Annotated in this window: 14 protein-coding genes; 8 read left to right on the forward strand and 6 right to left on the reverse strand. The window is 56.5% G+C overall.

Going from position 1 to position 17367, the window contains the following annotated elements; translation table 11 throughout:
- Positions 1–861, forward strand: a complete 861-nt coding sequence (locus QLG09_RS11105; RefSeq protein ID WP_025206378.1) for a ketose 1,6-bisphosphate aldolase — start codon at positions 1–3, stop codon at positions 859–861.
- On the forward strand, positions 858–1865 hold the full coding sequence (locus QLG09_RS11110) for a carbohydrate kinase family protein (RefSeq protein ID WP_131828549.1): 1008 nt from the start codon (positions 858–860) through the stop codon (positions 1863–1865). Before QLG09_RS11105 ends, QLG09_RS11110 begins: the two co-directional genes overlap by 4 nt.
- Here QLG09_RS11110 and QLG09_RS11115 read toward each other — a convergent pair.
- The gene (locus QLG09_RS11115; protein WP_025206379.1) at positions 1862–2593 is read right to left on the reverse strand and encodes a response regulator transcription factor; all 732 of its coding nucleotides are present in this window, start codon (positions 2591–2593) and stop codon (positions 1862–1864) included. The two genes, QLG09_RS11110 and QLG09_RS11115, sit on opposite strands and share 4 nt — an antisense overlap.
- 255 nt (positions 2594–2848) lie before the next feature.
- Between QLG09_RS11115 and fdhF the strand changes: the two genes are divergently transcribed.
- Together fdhF and QLG09_RS11125 are read left to right on the forward strand one after the other, a co-directional pair.
- A complete protein-coding gene (gene fdhF, locus QLG09_RS11120) occupies positions 2849–4996 on the forward strand; it encodes a formate dehydrogenase subunit alpha (protein ID WP_079231498.1) in 2148 nt (715 codons plus the stop codon).
- Between the two features lie 324 nt (positions 4997–5320).
- The gene (locus QLG09_RS11125) at positions 5321–5995 is read left to right on the forward strand and encodes a tetratricopeptide repeat protein (RefSeq protein ID WP_014168236.1); all 675 of its coding nucleotides are present in this window, start codon (positions 5321–5323) and stop codon (positions 5993–5995) included.
- A 74-nt stretch (positions 5996–6069) separates the two neighbouring features.
- Here the strand turns inward: QLG09_RS11125 and gltP are convergent, their stop codons facing one another.
- Positions 6070–7383, reverse strand: a complete 1314-nt coding sequence (gene gltP / locus QLG09_RS11130; RefSeq protein ID WP_013095082.1) for a glutamate/aspartate:proton symporter GltP — start codon at positions 7381–7383, stop codon at positions 6070–6072.
- Positions 7384–7806: 423 nt separating this feature from the next.
- Here gltP and acs point away from each other — a divergent pair, with 423 nt between their 5' ends.
- From acs to actP, 3 genes are all read left to right on the forward strand, one after another.
- Positions 7807–9765, forward strand: coding sequence for an acetate--CoA ligase (gene acs, locus QLG09_RS11135; protein WP_020882831.1), 1959 nt, complete (start codon positions 7807–7809; stop codon positions 9763–9765).
- 72 nt (positions 9766–9837) lie between these two features.
- Positions 9838–10152: a DUF485 domain-containing protein gene (locus QLG09_RS11140; RefSeq protein ID WP_014168233.1), complete on the forward strand. Its 315-nt coding sequence runs from the start codon at positions 9838–9840 to the stop codon at positions 10150–10152.
- Entirely contained in the window at positions 10149–11798 is a 1650-nt protein-coding gene (gene actP / locus QLG09_RS11145; protein WP_049022182.1) for a cation/acetate symporter ActP, read from the forward strand. The genes QLG09_RS11140 and actP overlap by 4 nt, the downstream gene beginning before the upstream one ends.
- A gap of 32 nt (positions 11799–11830) precedes the next feature.
- On the opposite strand, the gene QLG09_RS11150 is transcribed toward actP, so the two are convergent.
- Together QLG09_RS11150 and QLG09_RS11155 are read right to left on the reverse strand one after the other, a co-directional pair.
- Positions 11831–12520 carry an LrgB family protein gene (locus tag QLG09_RS11150; RefSeq protein ID WP_023310063.1) on the reverse strand — a complete coding sequence of 230 codons (690 nt, stop codon included), beginning with the start codon at positions 12518–12520 and terminating at the stop codon, positions 11831–11833.
- Positions 12513–12923 (reverse strand): CidA/LrgA family protein, encoded by a 411-nt coding sequence (locus tag QLG09_RS11155; RefSeq protein ID WP_020882833.1) that lies wholly within the window; start codon positions 12921–12923, stop codon positions 12513–12515. Before QLG09_RS11155 ends, QLG09_RS11150 begins: the two co-directional genes overlap by 8 nt.
- 102 nt (positions 12924–13025) lie before the next feature.
- Here QLG09_RS11155 and QLG09_RS11160 point away from each other — a divergent pair, with 102 nt between their 5' ends.
- Positions 13026–13907: a LysR family transcriptional regulator gene (locus tag QLG09_RS11160; protein ID WP_025206385.1), complete on the forward strand. Its 882-nt coding sequence runs from the start codon at positions 13026–13028 to the stop codon at positions 13905–13907.
- A gap of 48 nt (positions 13908–13955) precedes the next feature.
- On the opposite strand, the gene QLG09_RS11165 is transcribed toward QLG09_RS11160, so the two are convergent.
- Entirely contained in the window at positions 13956–15602 is a 1647-nt protein-coding gene (locus QLG09_RS11165) for a Na+/H+ antiporter (protein ID WP_014168228.1), read from the reverse strand.
- A 152-nt stretch (positions 15603–15754) separates the two neighbouring features.
- The gene (gene ghxP, locus QLG09_RS11170; RefSeq protein ID WP_282488909.1) at positions 15755–17104 is read right to left on the reverse strand and encodes a guanine/hypoxanthine transporter GhxP; all 1350 of its coding nucleotides are present in this window, start codon (positions 17102–17104) and stop codon (positions 15755–15757) included.
- Positions 17105–17367 lie beyond the last annotated feature (263 nt).

Here is a 17367-nt window from a genome sequence, read left to right on the forward strand (position 1 = left end):
ATGCCATTGATTTCTCTTGCCGACGGTCTTGAGCACGCCAGGAAACACCGCTACGCGCTCGGCGCGTTTAACGTTCTCGACTCCCATTTTTTGCGCGCGCTGTTTGCTGCCGCGAAACAGGAACGCTCGCCGTTTATCATTAATATTGCGGAAGTCCACTTTAAGTATGTCTCCCTGGAGTCGCTGGTCGAAGCGGTCAGGTTTGAAGCCGCCCGTCATGATATTCCGGTGGTGCTCAACCTCGATCACGGCCTGCATTTCGAGGCGGTGGTACGTGCGCTGCGCGTAGGCTTCAGCTCCGTGATGTTTGATGGATCCACTCTGAGTTACGAAGAAAACATTCGCCAGACGCGGGAGGTGGTGAAGATGTGCCACGCGGTTGGCGTATCGGTAGAAGCGGAGCTGGGTGCGGTAGGCGGTGACGAAGGTGGCGCGTTGTATGGCCATGCGGATGAAGCGTTGTTTACGGACCCGCTGCGGGCGCGCGAGTTTGTCGATGCCACCGGCATTGATGCGCTGGCGGTCGCCATTGGCAACGCGCACGGTAAATACAAAGGCGAGCCAAAACTCGATTTCCCTCGTCTGGACGCCATTCGCCAGCAGACCGGCCTGCCGTTAGTTTTACACGGCGGCTCCGGCATCAGCGATGCCGATTTTCGTCGCGCCATCGAACTGGGGATCCATAAAATCAACTTTTATACCGGGATGTCACAGGCCGCGCTCTCCGCCGTTGAGCAACGGATGGCAAAACGTCAGCCTCTGTACGATGAATTTGCAGAACTGTTGCTGGGCATAGAGGAGGCGATTACCGATACGGTCGCCGCGCAAATGCGCATCTTTGGCAGCGCGGGGCAGGCATAATGGAACGTAAAGGGATTATCGCCGCCGGCAATATGCTGGTGGATCACGTCCACCAGATTGTGCAATGGCCGGAGCGCGGCTGGCTGGCGGAGATTACCCACAGCGAACGTTCAACCGGCGGTGCGCCGCTGAACGTCCTGCTGACGCTGGCCAAAATGCACGTTGGCCTGCCGCTGCAGGCCGTCGGCCTGATTGGCGAAGATAGCGACGGCGATTACATCCTGGCGATGCTCGACCAGTATCACGTCAACCGCCAGCGGGTGCAGCGCACGACCTTTGCGCCAACCTCTATGTCGCAGGTTATGACCGACCCCAGCGGGCAGCGCACTTTTTTCCACTCCCCGGGCGCCAACCGTCTTCTGGATCTGCCCGCCTTCGACCGCCTCGACGGCGCGATGAAGATTTTCCACCTCGGCTACCTGTTGCTGCTGGACAGCCTGGATATGCCCGATGACGAGTACGGCACCCGCAGCGCACGGCTGCTGGCCCAGATGCGCGATCAGGGGTATGAAACATCGCTCGATCTGGTCTCGCGAAAGGGTGACCTGCGCTATCAGCCTCTAGTCCTCCCTGCCCTGCGCCATCTTGATTATCTGGTCATCAACGAACTGGAAGCCGGCGAGTTTAGCGGGCTGGAGATGCGCGACGAGAACGATGCCCCGCACATTGCCCATATCGCGGAAGCCGCCTCACAGCTTCTGGCAGCTGGCGTGCGTCAGCGGGTGGTGATCCACTGTCCGGAAGGGGCGTGGGGGTTAACACCGGACGATGAAGGGCGCTGGATCCCCTCCTGGTTGCTGGAGCGGGAAGAGATTATCGGCAGCGTCGGGGCGGGTGATGCCTTCTGCGCAGGCTTCTTATACGGCTGCCATGAAGCGTTGCCGCTGGTCGAGAGTATTTATCTGGCCCATGCCTGCGCGCGGGCAAGCCTGCTGGCTGCGAACGCCATTGATGGGGCAAAAACGCTGGCCGAGCTGCAGCTGTTTATTAAAGAGAATATTTAAGCCGCTTTCTCGCTGTGAGACACATCGGCAGCAAAGACGTAGCCCAGCCCACGGACGGTTTTAATGAGTACGGGCTGATGCGGGTTGGCTTCTATTTTACGGCGCAGGCGCATGATCAACACATCGATTGTGCGGTCGAACACCTCGGCACTTTCGCTGTGCGTCAGCTCGAGCAGTTGTTCCCGGCTGAGCACCCGCCGGGCGTTCTGGGTGAGCGCCAGCAGCAGACCATATTCTCCCTGGGTCAACGGTACGGGGTTACGCTGCGGATCGCTGAGTTCACAGCGGGAGGTATCCAGCGTCCAGCCATTGAACGTCACGCCCGCCACGCGTGGCACCGGGGTGTCTGCGGCCAGCGCCCCGGTCCGGCGAAGCACGGCTTTAACCCGGGCAACCACCACGCGCGGGTTAAACGGTTTGCCAATATAATCGTCGGCCCCCATCTCCAGCCCCACCACCACGTCTGACTCACTGCCCAGCCCGGTCAACATCACCACCGGCAGCTCCGGACGTTGCTTTTGCAGGTGCAGTAATACCTGCAGGCCGTTGATATCCGGCAGCATCATATCCAGCAGGACAAGGGCGATGTGTGGCTCATGCTGAACCAGACTCAGTGCGTCCTGGCCGTTATGGCAGACAAGCACGCTAAAGACGTGCTCACTCAGCACATCCTGCAGCAGCTCGCAGACTGCGGTATCGTCATCAACCACCAGAATCGCCGGTTTCATCGCATGCTTCCATCAGGGGATTATGTTAAGTCTGAACCATTCTGCCGTCGGCTCCAGCCAATTTGACTTTTACATGACGGAATTACAACCCATGTCACATCCACTGCCCATTCGACACGTCAATTTTGACGATTGGCTGTTTTTCGTCAGGGTTTTGCCCCTCTTTTGGCCGTAAAGTCTGCTGATACCCACAATAAAAACATGGCATAGAAGCTGCATAGTGGGGCGTAAGCATTGATTAACTGGAGCAGACTGATGAAAAAAGTCGTCACGGTTTGCCCTTATTGTGCCTCGGGTTGCAAGATCAACCTGGTGGTCGATAACGGCAAAATCGTCCGGGCGGAGGCCGCCCAGGGGAAAACCAACCAGGGCACGCTGTGCCTGAAAGGCTACTACGGCTGGGATTTTATTAACGATACCCAAATCCTTACCCCACGCCTGAAAACCCCTATGATCCGCCGCGAGCGCGGTGGCAAGCTGGAAGCCGTTTCCTGGAGCGAGGCGCTGGATTATGTCGCCACGCGCCTGAGCGCCATCAAAGCCAAGTATGGCCCGGATGCGATCCAGACTACCGGCTCTTCACGCGGTACCGGTAATGAAACCAACTATGTAATGCAAAAATTCGCGCGCGCCGTTATTGGTACCAATAACGTCGACTGCTGCGCTCGCGTCTGACACGGCCCATCGGTTGCAGGTCTGCACCAGTCGGTCGGTAACGGCGCTATGAGTAATGCGATCAACGAGATAGATAACACCGATCTCGTGTTTATTTTTGGCTACAACCCGGCGGATTCTCACCCTATCGTCGCGAACCACGTTATTCGCGCCAAAAAGAATGGGGCGAAAATCATCGTCTGCGATCCGCGCAAAATTGAAACGGCACGTATTGCGGATATGCACATTGCACTGAAAAACGGCTCGAATATCGCGCTGTTGAATGCGATGGGCCACGTCATTATTGAGGAGAATCTCTACGACCAGGCGTTCGTCGCGACCCGTACGGAAGGGTTTGACGAGTATCGGAAAATTGTCGAAGGCTACACGCCGGAGTCCGTCGAAGCGATAACCGGCGTAAGCGCGCAAGAGATCCGTCAGGCAGCGCGGATGTACGCCGGAGCGAAAACCGCGGCCATTTTGTGGGGCATGGGCGTAACCCAGTTCTATCAGGGCGTGGAAACCGTACGCTCCCTGACAAGCCTTGCGATGTTGACCGGAAATCTGGGCAAACCGCATGTGGGCGTGAACCCGGTACGTGGTCAGAATAACGTGCAGGGTGCGTGTGACATGGGCGCACTGCCGGATACCTATCCGGGCTATCAGTACGTTAAGTTCCCGGAAAATCGTGAGAAATTCGCGAAGGCCTGGGGCGTGGAGAGCCTGCCGGAACATACCGGGTATCGCATCAGCGAGCTGCCGCACCGTGCGGCGCACGGTGAAGTGCGTGCCGCCTACATTATGGGTGAAGATCCGCTGCAGACCGACGCCGAGCTGTCAGCGGTGCGTAAAGGCTTTGAGGATCTCGAACTGGTGATTGTCCAGGACATCTTTATGACCAAAACCGCGGCGGCGGCGGATGTGATTTTACCGTCAACGTCATGGGGCGAGCATGAAGGTGTTTACACGGCGGCAGACCGCGGCTTCCAGCGCTTCTTCAAAGCGGTGGAGCCGAAGTGGGATCTGAAAACCGACTGGCAGATCATCAGCGAAATCGCCACCCGCATGGGTTATCCGATGCACTACAACAACACCCAGGAAATCTGGGACGAGTTGCGCAAACTGTGTCCGGACTTCACCGGTGCCACCTATGAGAAAATGGGTGAACTGGGGTATATCCAGTGGCCGTGCCGCGATGAGTCAGAGGCCGATCAGGGCACGTCGTATCTCTTTAAAGAGAAGTTCGACACCCCGAACGGACTGGCGCAGTTCTTCACCTGCGACTGGGTCGCGCCAATCGATAAACTCACCGATGAGTATCCGATGGTGCTCTCTACCGTGCGTGAAGTGGGCCACTACTCCTGTCGTTCGATGACCGGTAACTGTGCTGCGCTGGCGGCACTGGCGGATGAACCGGGCTATGCGCAGATCAACACCGCTGACGCAGAGCGTCTGGGTATTGAAGATGAAGCCCTGATCTGGGTGCACTCGCGTAAAGGACGCATCATTACCCGTGCGCAGGTCAGCGACCGACCTAACAAAGGGGCGGTCTATATGACCTACCAGTGGTGGATTGGTGCCTGCAACGAACTGGTGACGGAGAACTTAAGCCCGATAACCAAAACGCCGGAGTATAAGTACTGCGCCGTACGCGTGGAGCCGATTGCTGACCAGCACGCCGCGGAACAGTATGTGATTGACGAATATAGCAAGCTGAAAGCCAGACTGCGTGAAAGCGCGTTGGGTTAATGCCGTTAATTAATCGATGAATAAAAGGGGGTGACTTATTCACCCCTTTTTTATTTCTTAATAAGCTATTTATATTATCAATATATATTGTGCACGCTGCCCCGCAGCAATAATGTCATTAGCACCGAAATAAATACCCGGCTTTGTATTTTAATTCAGTGAGAGAATCTCCCCCGCGAGCGTCTAATACCCTCTTTCACAAGCATTATTGTGAGACGAAACGCGGCGGGCACCGGGAAATGTTCATTCACCTTTACCGCGCCCGTTTTTTTCTTCTGCGACGACGATTATACTGCGCGGCGTGTACCCAGATGATAAGAATCCATGAAATCAATTTTTCTGATGTTGTTATTTTTTACGTCACTCGTCCACGCGGATGAGATTGGCAGCCAGTACAAGCAACAGGCGGAAGCGGGTGACGCCCGCGCCCAGTATTACCTTGCCGATACCTACTTCAGTTCCGGCGACAGCAAGCAGGCCGCGCAGTGGGCAGAGAAAGCAGCAAAAGGGGGCGATGTCGACGCCATGGCGTTGTTATCGCAAATCCAGTTTACACAGGGCGATTACGCGCAGGCCAAAGCGCTGGCGCAGCAAGCCACTATTGCCGGCAGTAAACGTGGCGCAATTATGCTGGCACGCGTGCTGGTCAACACCCAGGCAGGGAAAACCGACTACCCACAGGCCATCGCACTGCTGCAAACGGCAACCGAAGATATCGACAACGACTCCGCGGTGGATGCGCAAATGCTGCTGGGGATGATTTATGCCAACGGCGTTGAGGTGGCGCAGGACGACGTCAAAGCCGCGTCGTGGTTCAAACGCAGCTCCTCCCTTTCGCGTACGGGTTACGCGGAGTACTGGGCCGGAATGCTGTTCCAGCAGGGCGAGAAAGGCTTTATAACGCCGAATAAGCAGAAAGCGCTCTACTGGCTGAACCTGAGCTGTACCGAAGGGTTTGATACGGGATGTGAAGAATTTGACGCGTTGAGTGGGGAGTAAAGCCTCTTACACGGCCCTCTCTTTTGGACAGAGAGGGAATGCGAAAAGGCCGGGTTAACCCCGGCCTTTTTATTTTACTGGTCTGCGGTCTTATCAAAACGACCCAGCACTTCGCGTTCATACGCCAGCGCTTTTTTACGGTCGAATTTGTGCTCCCACTTAGCGATAACCAGCACCGCCAGGGCGTTACCCACCACATTCAACGCCGTACGCGCCATGTCGAGGATACGGTCGACACCGGCGATAAACGCCAGACCTTCCAGCGGGATCCCTACGCTGCCCAGGGTTGCCAGCAGGACGACAAAGGAGACGCCAGGTACGCCTGCGATGCCTTTTGAGGTCACCATCAGGGTCAGCACCAGCACGATCTCCTGCCACAGAGACAGGTCAATGCCGTACAGCTGAGCAATAAAGATAGCCGCAATACTCTGGTACAGCGTTGAGCCGTCCAGGTTAAAGGAGTAGCCGGTTGGCACCACAAAGCTGGTAATCGATGCCGGCGCGCCGTAGGCCTCCATCTTCTCAATAATACGCGGCAGTACGCTTTCAGAGCTTGCCGTGGAGTACGCCAGAATCAACTCATCTTTGAGAATACGGATCAGGATCCAGATGCTCAGCCCACACAGGCGCGCCACAATTCCCAGTACCACCAGCGCGAAGAACAGGATAGCGAAGTGAACCAGAATCACCAGCTTCGCCAGCGGCCACAGGGAGGCGAAACCGAAGTTCGCCACGGTTACCGCGATAAGCGCAAACACCCCAACCGGCGCGTAGCGCATCACCATGTGAGTCACTTTGAACATGGTTTCAGAAATTGAGCGGAACACGGTGACCAGCGGTTCACGGTGCGTGGCAGGCAGGGAGGAGAGACCCAGACCAAACAACACCGAGAAGAAGATGATCGGCAGCATCTCGCCCTTCGCCATGGAAGCCACGATGTTGGTCGGCACCAGCGAAAGGATGGTTCCCATCAGGCCATGCGCGTGGCTCTGTACTTCAGCGGTAGTGCTTTGATATTTCGAAATATCCACCGTCGCCAGCTGCGACATATCGATCCCGGATCCTGGCTGGAACACGTTCGCCAGCGTGATGCCCAGAATGATGGCAATCGTCGTGATCACTTCGAAATAAAGAATTGTCTTCGCGCCGATACGGCCTAACTGTTTTGCATCCCCCACACCGGCAATGCCGACGACCAGCGTTGAGATAACAATCGGTACGACAATCATCTTGATCAGATGAATAAAGATATCCCCTGCCGGGGAGAGCAGGTTCGCAATCAGCCACTCGCGGCTGTCGCTGTGATAATGCAGGTAGCTACCCAGCAGGATACCCAGCACAAGGGCTAGCAAGATTTGCCAGGCCAGGCTGACTTTAACGTTTTTCATAGAAACTGACTTCCTCAATGAAGCGCCCTATTCACATAAACTGCATGAATATGGATACATACTGAAAGGGTATGAATTGTGTTGCGTTGGTTTATGGGATTTTTTAACGCGGCGTATGAGTATCATTTGCGCGGCATGTTGCGCAAGCCTTAAAGAACGGCACATTTCGCTGCAAAAAGCGGTCATGACGTGAGTTTGTCACAATTCCCATCAATAACTTTTTGTTATAAAAAGGCTTTTTTAATCTAAATTGTGAATAATCGGCACGGTGAATTATTTTCCTTCAAAGTTTCATTCGCTCATTTTTCATACTCTTCAAACAATGCGTGATCTGTAGCCCAAATAATAAACAAAGCTTGTAAAGCCCCTACTATTAACGTTTTTGCGACATATTATTAACATCTTACAAGGAGAAAAAAAGCCATGAGCCAAGTACATAAACACGACATTCCCGCAAACATTGCGGACCGTTGCCTGATAAACCCGGAGCAGTACCACGAGAAGTATCAGCAATCCGTCTCCAGCCCGGACGTCTTCTGGGGTGAGCAGGGCCATATTCTTGACTGGATTAAACCTTATCAGAAGGTGAAGAACACCTCCTTTGCGCCCGGCAACGTCTCCATAAAATGGTACGAAGACGGCACGCTGAACCTGGCAGCAAACTGTCTTGACCGCCACCTTGCCGAACGCGGTAATGAAACGGCCATTATCTGGGAGGGTGACGACGCCTCTCAAAGCAAACACATTACTTATAAAGAACTGCACCGCGACGTGTGCCGCTTTGCCAACGTTCTGCTGGAAAGGGGCATTAAAAAAGGCGACGTAGTGGCTATCTATATGCCAATGGTGCCTGAAGCGGCGGTAGCCATGCTGGCCTGCGCGCGTATCGGTGCGATTCACTCGGTGATTTTTGGCGGCTTCTCACCGGAAGCGGTAGCCGGACGTATTGTCGATTCCAGTTCGAAACTGGTGATCACGGCCGATGAAGGCGTGCGCGCTGGCCGTGGCATTCCCCTGAAGAAAAACGTCGATGAAGCGCTGAAAAATCCGAACGTGAAAACCGTCAGCAACGTCATCGTCCTCAAGCGTACCGGCGGCAAGATCGACTGGAACGAAGGACGCGACCTGTGGTGGAGCGATCTGATTGAAAAAGCCAGCGACCAGCATCAGCCGGAAGAGATGAACGCGGAAGATCCACTGTTTATTCTTTACACCTCCGGCTCAACCGGCAAACCGAAAGGCGTGCTGCACACCACCGGCGGCTATCTGGTCTATGCCGCTACCACCTTCAAGTACGTATTCGACTACCATCCGGGCGACATTTACTGGTGTACTGCCGACGTAGGCTGGGTCACCGGTCACAGCTACCTGCTTTACGGCCCGCTGGCCTGTGGTGCCACTACGCTGATGTTTGAAGGCGTACCGAACTGGCCAACGCCGGCGCGCATGTGTCAGGTGGTCGATAAACACAAGGTCAATATTCTCTATACCGCCCCAACGGCGATCCGCGCATTAATGGCGGAAGGCGATAAGGCCATTGAAGGCACTGACCGCTCTTCGCTGCGCATCCTCGGTTCCGTTGGCGAGCCCATCAACCCGGAAGCCTGGGAGTGGTACTGGAAGAAAATCGGCAACGAAAAATGTCCGGTAATGGACACCTGGTGGCAGACCGAAACCGGCGGCTTTATGATCACCCCTATGCCGGGTGCGACGCAGTTAAAAGCCGGTTCAGCAACTCAACCGTTCTTCGGCGTACAACCTGCGCTGGTGGATAACGAAGGTAATCCGCTGGACGGGGCCACCGAAGGCAATCTGGTGATCACCGATTCCTGGCCGGGCCAGGCGCGTACCCTGTTCGGCGACCACGAGCGCTTTGAGCAGACCTACTTCTCGACCTTTAAAAACATGTACTTTAGCGGTGACGGCGCCCGGCGTGACGAGGACGGTTATTACTGGATAACCGGGCGCGTGGACGACGTGCTGAACGTCTCCGGCCACCGTCTGGGTACCGCGGAGATTGAATCCGCGCTGGTATCTCATCCGAAGATCGCCGAAGCCGCCGTCGTCGGGATCCCACACAACATTAAAGGCCAGGCGATTTACGCCTACGTCACGCTGAATCATGGCGAAGAGCCGTCACCAGAGCTGTATGCCGAGGTGCGCAACTGGGTACGTAAAGAGATTGGCCCGCTTGCCACGCCGGACGTACTGCACTGGACCGACTCTCTGCCGAAAACCCGCTCAGGCAAAATTATGCGCCGCATATTGCGCAAAATCGCAGCCGGTGACACCAGCAACCTCGGTGATACCTCAACGCTTGCCGATCCTGGCGTGGTGGAAAAACTGCTCGAAGAGAAGCAGTCCATCGCAATGCCATCGTAACGCGATCCCCCCTCTCCCCCCCGGGAGAGGGAATAAAAAAACCTCCCCTATAAATACTTCTGGAGACCTCTGATGAATAACGATATTTGTCAGCAGATAGAGAATAGTGCGCACTACAGGGAGCTCGTGGATAAACGGCAACGGTTTGCCTTCTTACTTTCCATCATCATGCTGATTATTTACGTCGGCTTTATTCTGCTGATTGCCTTTGCCCCACACTGGCTCGGTACGCCGCTGCACGCGGGCACCAGCGTCACGCGCGGAATTCCGATTGGGATTGGCGTGATAATCATTTCGTTTGTGCTGACCGGCGTGTACGTCTGGCGCGCCAATGGCGAATTCGATCGTCTTAACAGAGCAGTCCTGGCAGAGGTAAAAGCATCATGAAGAGAGTCCTGACGGCGCTTGCCGCCACACTTCCCTTTGCCGCCAACGCCGCTGATGCCATCACCGGCGAGGTACAGCGCCAGCCAACCAACTGGCAGGCGATTACCATGTTCCTGATTTTCGTGCTGCTGACGCTGTACATCACGTACTGGGCCTCGAAACGCGTGCGCTCCCGTAATGATTACTACACCGCAGGCGGCAACATTACCGGTTTTCAGAACGGGCTGGCGATTGCAGGCGACTTTATGTCCGCCGCCTCCTTCCTCGGTATCTCCGCGCTGGTGTACACCTCCGGCTACGATGGTCTGATTTACTCCCTCGGCTTCCTTGTGGGCTGGCCGATTATTTTGTTCCTGATCGCAGAACGCTTGCGCAACCTGGGCCGCTATACCTTCGCAGACGTGGCCTCCTACCGGCTGAAGCAGGGGCCGATTCGTACCCTCTCCGCCTGCGGCTCGCTGGTGGTGGTCGCGCTGTATCTGATTGCGCAGATGGTCGGCGCGGGTAAATTGATCGAACTGTTGTTCGGCCTGAACTACCACATCGCGGTGGTGCTGGTGGGTGTGCTGATGGTGATGTACGTCCTGTTCGGCGGCATGCTGGCCACGACCTGGGTGCAAATCATCAAAGCGGTCCTGCTGCTGTTCGGCGCCAGCTTTATGGCCTTTATGGTCATGAAACACGTCGGGTTCAGCTTCAATAATCTGTTCACTGAAGCGATGGCGGTACACCCGAAAGGGGAAGCGATCATGAGCCCTGGCGGGCTGGTGAAAGACCCTATTTCTGCGCTTTCGCTCGGTCTGGGTCTGATGTTTGGTACGGCCGGCTTGCCACACATCCTGATGCGTTTCTTCACCGTGAGCGATGCGCGTGAAGCGCGCAAAAGCGTCTTCTACGCCACGGGCTTTATGGGTTACTTCTACATCCTGACCTTTATCATTGGTTTTGGCGCCATCATGCTGGTGGGGGCGAATCCGGCGTTTAAAGACGCGGCGGGCGGGCTGATTGGCGGTAACAACATGGCGGCAGTGCATCTGGCCGACGCGGTAGGCGGTAACCTGTTCCTTGGCTTTATCTCGGCCGTGGCCTTCGCCACCATCCTCGCGGTGGTTGCCGGGCTGACGCTGGCGGGCGCGTCTGCGGTATCGCACGACCTCTATGCCAACGTTATCCGCAAAGGTGCAAGCGAACGTGATGAGCTGAAAGTCTCGAAAATCACCGTGCTGGTGCTGGGCGTGGTCGCTATTCTGCTGGGGATTTTGTTCGAGAAGCAGAACATCGCCTTTATGGTGGGGCTGGCCTTCTCCATTGCGGCAAGCTGTAACTTCCCTATCATCCTGCTCTCCATGTACTGGTCAAAACTGACCACCCGTGGGGCGATGATTGGCGGCTGGCTGGGGCTTTTGACGGCAGTGATTCTGATGGTCCTTGGCCCGACGATTTGGGTACAGATCCTCGGTCACGAAAGCGCTATCTTCCCGTATGAATACCCGGCGCTGTTCTCCATTGCCGTGGCGTTTATTGGTATCTGGGTCTTTTCCGCGACCGATAACTCGCCGGAAGGTAACCTGGAGCGTGAGAAATTCCGCGCCCAGTTTATCCGCTCACAAACGGGTCTGGGCGTCGAGCAAGGCCGCGCGCACTAACCTCGTCTCCCCGGCCTTACCGGCCGGGGAAATCAGAACATCACCCACGCCACCAGCGGTGCAATCAGTACCATCACCACGCCCGAGAGCATCATTACCAGGCTTGCCACCACCCCTTCCTGCTGCCCGAGTTCATACGAACGTGCCGTTCCCGCACCGTGCGATGCCGCGCCAAATCCCGCCCCTTTCGCCATTCCTTCACGGATCGACAGCCGCAAAAAAAGCATGTCGCCAACCGCCATCCCGAAGACGCCCGTCACGACCACAAATAACGCGACCAGATCCGGCTGTCCGCCGAGCGGCTTGGCCGCGGCCAGCGCAAACGGGGTGGTGACCGAACGGACGGCCAGGCTGCGCTGAATTTCATCGGGCAGCGTAAATAGCCGGGCCAGCCAGACGGAACTGCAGACCGCCACCACCGTGGCCGTGATCACGCCAGCGCTGAGCGACATCCAGTGGCGTTTGATGATCGCCAGGTTGTCATACACCGGTACCGCAAAGGCAATGGTCGCAGGCCCCAGTAGCCACAGCAGCCAGTGGGATTCCCCAATGTAGTTCTGCCAGGAGATATGCCCGAAGACCAGCATCAGGACCAGCAGGATCGGCGTGAAGACCAGCGGCATCAGCGGCAGCGCGTGAAAACGGCGATACAGCCGTTTATTGGCAAAGTAGATCGCCAGGGTGGCAATCAGGCACAACACGCTTATCTGGAAGTTAGTCATGCTTTTGCCTGCTGATTTCAAACCGATACACTTTATCAACCACCCAGGCGGTGGCCCCCAGCACCATCAGCGTGCTCAGCGCAATGACCGCGAAGATGCGCCAGCCATCTACCCTCAGCAGTTGCGCATAGTTCACCACCGCGACCACGGCAGGCACAAAGAACAGCAGCATCTCCGCCAGCAGCCAGCGCGCGCCGGCGCGTACCCAGTTGAGGGGGATAACGCGGCAGAGGATAAGCGTCAGCATCAGCACCATTCCGACCAGGTTGGCAGGCAGCGGCAGATGCAACCAGTTGACAAGATATTCCGCGAAAACAAACAGTCCCGCATAAAGCAGTACCTGAACCGGTACCTGAAGTCGTTGCACAACGGCAGGCGTAACACGGCTTAACGCCATGGCCATGGGGGTTTTCCTCAAAAATGAGACGAGGCGCCAGTATAGTGAGCGCACGTAATGGACTGAAATGAATTAAAATCATCAAAGGTATAGTTCCGAGGAATAATCATGGACATAAGAACGCTGCGCTATTTTGTCGAAGTGGTTCGTCAGCAAAGTTTTACCCGCGCAGCGGAGAAGTTGTTTGTCACCCAACCCACCATCAGCAAGATGCTGAAAAACCTCGAAGATGAACTGAACTGCACCCTGCTTATCCGCGACGGACGCAAGCTGCTGCTGACCGATACCGGGCGGGTCGTCTTTGAACGCGGGCTGGCGATCCTGGCGGAGTTCCGCCAGCTGGAAGCGGAGCTTGGCGATATCAATCACCTGACAAAAGGGCTGCTGCGCCTCGGCATCCCGCCGATGGTTGGGATGATGATGGCCGGCCCCATCAGCCTGTTTCGCCAGCGTTATCCCGGCGTTGAGCTGAAAATTTCCGAGTTTGGCGGCTTAACGGTTCAACAGGCGGTCACCAACGGCGAGCTGGATGTCGCCATGACCGCCCTCCCCGTGGAAGAAGAGAGCGGTCTGGCGACGCTGCCGCTCTTTAGCCACCCGCTGTGCGTGCTGGTCCCCCGCTCTGGTGACTGGCTGAAGGTCGACACGGTGAAACCCGAACGGCTCGGTGAACACCCGCTGCTGATTTACAACGAAGATTTCGCCCTCAGCCGCCAGCTGATGGCGCTGTTTAATCAACACAACGTGAAGCCGCGCATTGCGGTGCGCAGCGGGCAGTGGGATTTCCTGGCCGCGATGGTGCAGGCTGGCGTCGGCATTGCGATATTGCCGCAGCCGATTTGCGAACGGCTCGATAAAAACACCCTGCGCTGGATCCCGCTGGAAAGCGATTTGCACTGGCAATTAGGGATGATTTGGCGCGAAGGGGTTTATTTATCGCACAGCGCGCAGGCGTGGCTGAAATGCTGTGAAGGATTTTGGGTTCCCTGACCCTCTCCGGGCGGAGAGGGTCAGGGTGAGGGCATCAGCCCGCACGGACTACTGATTCTCTATCAGCAAGGCTTCCAGCAAATCCAGATCGTGCAGCAGTTTTTGCAGCGTCTCATTGCTGATTTGCCGCGTGGCGCGCAGATGGTACAGCTCGGCACGCTCTGAGCGCAGCGCCGCCAGACGGAACCGGCGCTCCAGGTTCTCCTCCTGCAGCGAACTTTCCACATCGTTGCGGCCATCGGCACGACGACGCAGGTTACCAATCACGCGCGAGCTCACTTCAGTCAGCAGCTGGTTGTCGATGTTCTCTTCCGTGTCCGCCGCAAGACGTTCTTCCATCTTCTGAATGGCCACAATCGCCACTTCAGCGGTCGCCGCGCGGGCAATACGCTCCTCTTTATGCTGCTGAGTCGAGTCACCCGTCTCAATATGCTGCAGCAGAAGAGGCAGCATTATCACGCCGACAAACAGTGAGAACAGAATCACCCCTGCCGCCAGGAACACCAGTTCATAGCGCGCCGGGAAGACATCGCCCGTGGGCAGCAGCAGCGGAATGGACAGCACACCGGCAAGCGTAATTGCCCCGCGAACGCCAGCAAAAGAAGCAATCAGCAGCTCGCGCGTGGTCCACGAGCCAAACTCCATCGGTTTTTTCGTCAGGAAGCGCATGCTGAATTTTTTCATCGTCCACAGCCAGCCGAAACGCACCAGCATCAGCGCCATGTAGATCAGCACGATATCGGTGAACAACATCCACGTTTCGACGTTCGGGTCGGCCTCTGCCGCCACCAGCGAGGATTCCATGATGCCCGGTAACTGCAGGCCCAGGAGCAGGAATACCATCCCGTTAAAGACAAATTCCAGCATCGCCCAGGTGCTGTTCGCACGCAGGCGCATGGCCAGCGGCGCGCGGCGCATTACGCCGGAGCGGGTGATGGTCATCCCTGCCGCCACCGCCGCCAGAATGCCCGACACGCCGATATGCTCGGCAATCAGGTAAGAGGCAAACGGCAGAAGGAACAGCAGCACAATCTGTGTCGCCGGTTCATCGCCGCCCCAGCGGCTGAGGAAGCGCAGCGAACGACCATACAGCCAGCTCACCACAAACCCGGCCAGGATACCGCCAATCGCCACCTTGAAGAATTCCAGGGTCGCGCCGCCCACGGTAAAGATCATCGTGCCCATCGCGACGGCCACGGCAAATTTCAGGGCAACCAGGCCAGAGGCGTCATTCATCAGCGCCTCACCCTGTAAAATCCCCATGATTTTCTTCGGAATACGGCCTTCACCGACAATGCCGGACAACGCCACGGCATCGGTTGGTGACAGTACCGCGGCCAGCGCAAAGGCCGGAATTAACGGAATGCCCGGTACCGCCCAGTAGATCAGGAAGCCAATCCCGACCACCGTGACCACCACGAGCGCCAGCGCCAGGCCTAATATCTCTCGCCCGTGCTCAAGGAATTCACGCGTGGGCGTTTTCCAGCCATCGGCAAACAGCAGCGGCGGAATAAACAGCACGAGGAACAGTTCGGGGTCGAACTCCACGTGCAGGCCAAACGTCGGCCACGCCAGCAGCGCGCCGATGGCAATTTGCATTAATGGCAGGGGGACCTGAAAGGGCAGTACGCGTGTGACTACCCCGGAGAGCGAGACCACAAGAGTCATGATGAGTATTGTGAAGAAGATTTCCATGCGTTCCCTGTTTGCTGTGTTTCTTAAAAGCCAAACCTAAGGCGTCGTGCCTGTTATTCTATCTTCCCCAGAGTAACGCAAAAGACAACGGGATGAGTCCTGAAAATAAAAACGGGCGGCCTGAGCCACCCGTTTTCGCATCAATGGACAACTTAGATTGCCCAGCCGCCCGCGTAGAACGCCACCAGCGCGACGGCAATCACAACGGTACCGATGTTCAGCTTACGCCACTCGCCGGAGACCAGACGCCCAATCACCAGCGACGCGAAACCGATCATGATGCCGGTAACGATATTACAGGTCAGCACGATAAAGACCGCCGTGATAAGGCCTGACATCGCATCCACAAAATCAGCAAAATCGATTTTCGCCACGTTGCTCAGCATCAGCAAACCAACGTACATCAGCGCAGGTGCGGTCGCGTAGGCCGGCACCAGGTAGGAGAGCGGAGAGAGGAACAGGATCAGCAGGAACAGCACGCCAACGGTAATGGCCGTCAGGCCGGTTTTACCGCCTGCCGCCGTACCCGCAGCGGACTCGATATACACCGCAGCCGGAGCCGCGCCCACCAGACCCGAGAAGACGCTGCTCAGGGAGTCGGTGGTCAGCGCTTTGCCGCCATCGATAATCTGACCGTCTTTATCCAGCAGGTTCGCCTGACCCGCGACGGCACGGATGGTACCCGTTGCATCAAACACCGCGGTCATCACCAGCGCCAGCACGCTTGGCAGGATCACCGGGTTCAACGCCCCCATGATATCCAGACTGCCAATCAGAGAGTTGCCTTTGTCATCACTCAGCGACGGCATGGCGAAAATCCCGGAGAAGTGAACGTTAGGATCGAAAATCAGGCCAACAATGGACACCCCGATAATGGTCAGCAAAATGCCGCCCGGGACTTTCAGTTTTTCCAGACCAATAATCACCGCCAGACCGATCAGGGACATAATGACCGGGAAGCTCGCGAAGTGCCCCAACGCCACCGGCAGACCGTCCAGCGGGTTCTTGATCACCAGGCCGACGCCGTTTGCGGCAATCAGCAGCAGGAACAGCCCGATACCAATGCCGGTGCCATGCGCCACGCCCTGAGGCAGGTTGCGCAAAATCCAGCTACGGATGCCGGTGGCGGAGATAACGGTAAACAGTACACCCATCAGGAACACGGCGCCGAGCGCAACCGGTACGCTGATGTGCTGACCCAGAACCAGGCTGAAAGCGGTAAAGGCGGTCAACGAGATTGCACAACCGATCGCCAGCGGCAGGTTCGCCCACAGGCCCATCACGATGGAGCCAACGCCCGCCACGAGACAGGTAGCAACAAAGACGGCCGCCGGCGGGAAGCCTGCTTTACCCAGCATACCCGGAACGACAATGACGGAGTAAACCATCGCCAGAAACGTGGTCAGACCGGCAACGATTTCCTGGCGCACGTTGCTGCCGCGAGCCGAAATTTTAAAGATGGCGTCAAGCGAACCGCCAGTACGCGCAGATGGCGTAGACATAGAAAACATCCCCTGAGAGTTTTTATAGAAAGTCCGTAAGCGTGGTGGAGACGCCACTGCCAGCTAAACGTCAAATCCGTGTTTTGCATTTGCGACGAAAGGGGCGTCACAGAAAAAGCAAACGTTTAGCTCCGCGCTTACAAACGGGTTGTCAAATTAAGGCAAACGATTATCTAGCCTAATCCCCGCCCTTTTCAACTGAACTTTATCGTTTTTCGCTAAAATTCCCTTATGACGCTGAAGAAATAAACAGAGGATGCGCA

The organism is Enterobacter sp. V89_11, from assembly GCF_029967775.1.
GTDB lineage: Bacteria > Pseudomonadota > Gammaproteobacteria > Enterobacterales > Enterobacteriaceae > Enterobacter > Enterobacter ludwigii.

Bases quoted from the DNA above. Each gene is read 5' to 3' on its own strand.
- QLG09_RS11165 (WP_014168228.1), bottom strand. From the start codon at position 15,602: ATGGAAATCTTCTTCACAATACTCATCATGACTCTTGTGGTCTCGCTC.
- ghxP (WP_282488909.1), bottom strand. From the start codon at position 17,104: ATGTCTACGCCATCTGCGCGTACTGGCGGTTCGCTTGACGCCATCTTT.
- QLG09_RS11160 (WP_025206385.1), top strand. From the start codon at position 13,026: ATGGACATAAGAACGCTGCGCTATTTTGTCGAAGTGGTTCGTCAGCAA.
- QLG09_RS11115 (WP_025206379.1), bottom strand. From the start codon at position 2,593: ATGAAACCGGCGATTCTGGTGGTTGATGACGATACCGCAGTCTGCGAG.
- acs (WP_020882831.1), top strand. From the start codon at position 7,807: ATGAGCCAAGTACATAAACACGACATTCCCGCAAACATTGCGGACCGT.
- QLG09_RS11155 (WP_020882833.1), bottom strand. From the start codon at position 12,923: ATGGCCATGGCGTTAAGCCGTGTTACGCCTGCCGTTGTGCAACGACTT.
- QLG09_RS11105 (WP_025206378.1), top strand. From the start codon at position 1: ATGCCATTGATTTCTCTTGCCGACGGTCTTGAGCACGCCAGGAAACAC.
- QLG09_RS11150 (WP_023310063.1), bottom strand. From the start codon at position 12,520: ATGACTAACTTCCAGATAAGCGTGTTGTGCCTGATTGCCACCCTGGCG.
- actP (WP_049022182.1), top strand. From the start codon at position 10,149: ATGAAGAGAGTCCTGACGGCGCTTGCCGCCACACTTCCCTTTGCCGCC.
- QLG09_RS11125 (WP_014168236.1), top strand. From the start codon at position 5,321: ATGAAATCAATTTTTCTGATGTTGTTATTTTTTACGTCACTCGTCCAC.
- QLG09_RS11140 (WP_014168233.1), top strand. From the start codon at position 9,838: ATGAATAACGATATTTGTCAGCAGATAGAGAATAGTGCGCACTACAGG.
- gltP (WP_013095082.1), bottom strand. From the start codon at position 7,383: ATGAAAAACGTTAAAGTCAGCCTGGCCTGGCAAATCTTGCTAGCCCTT.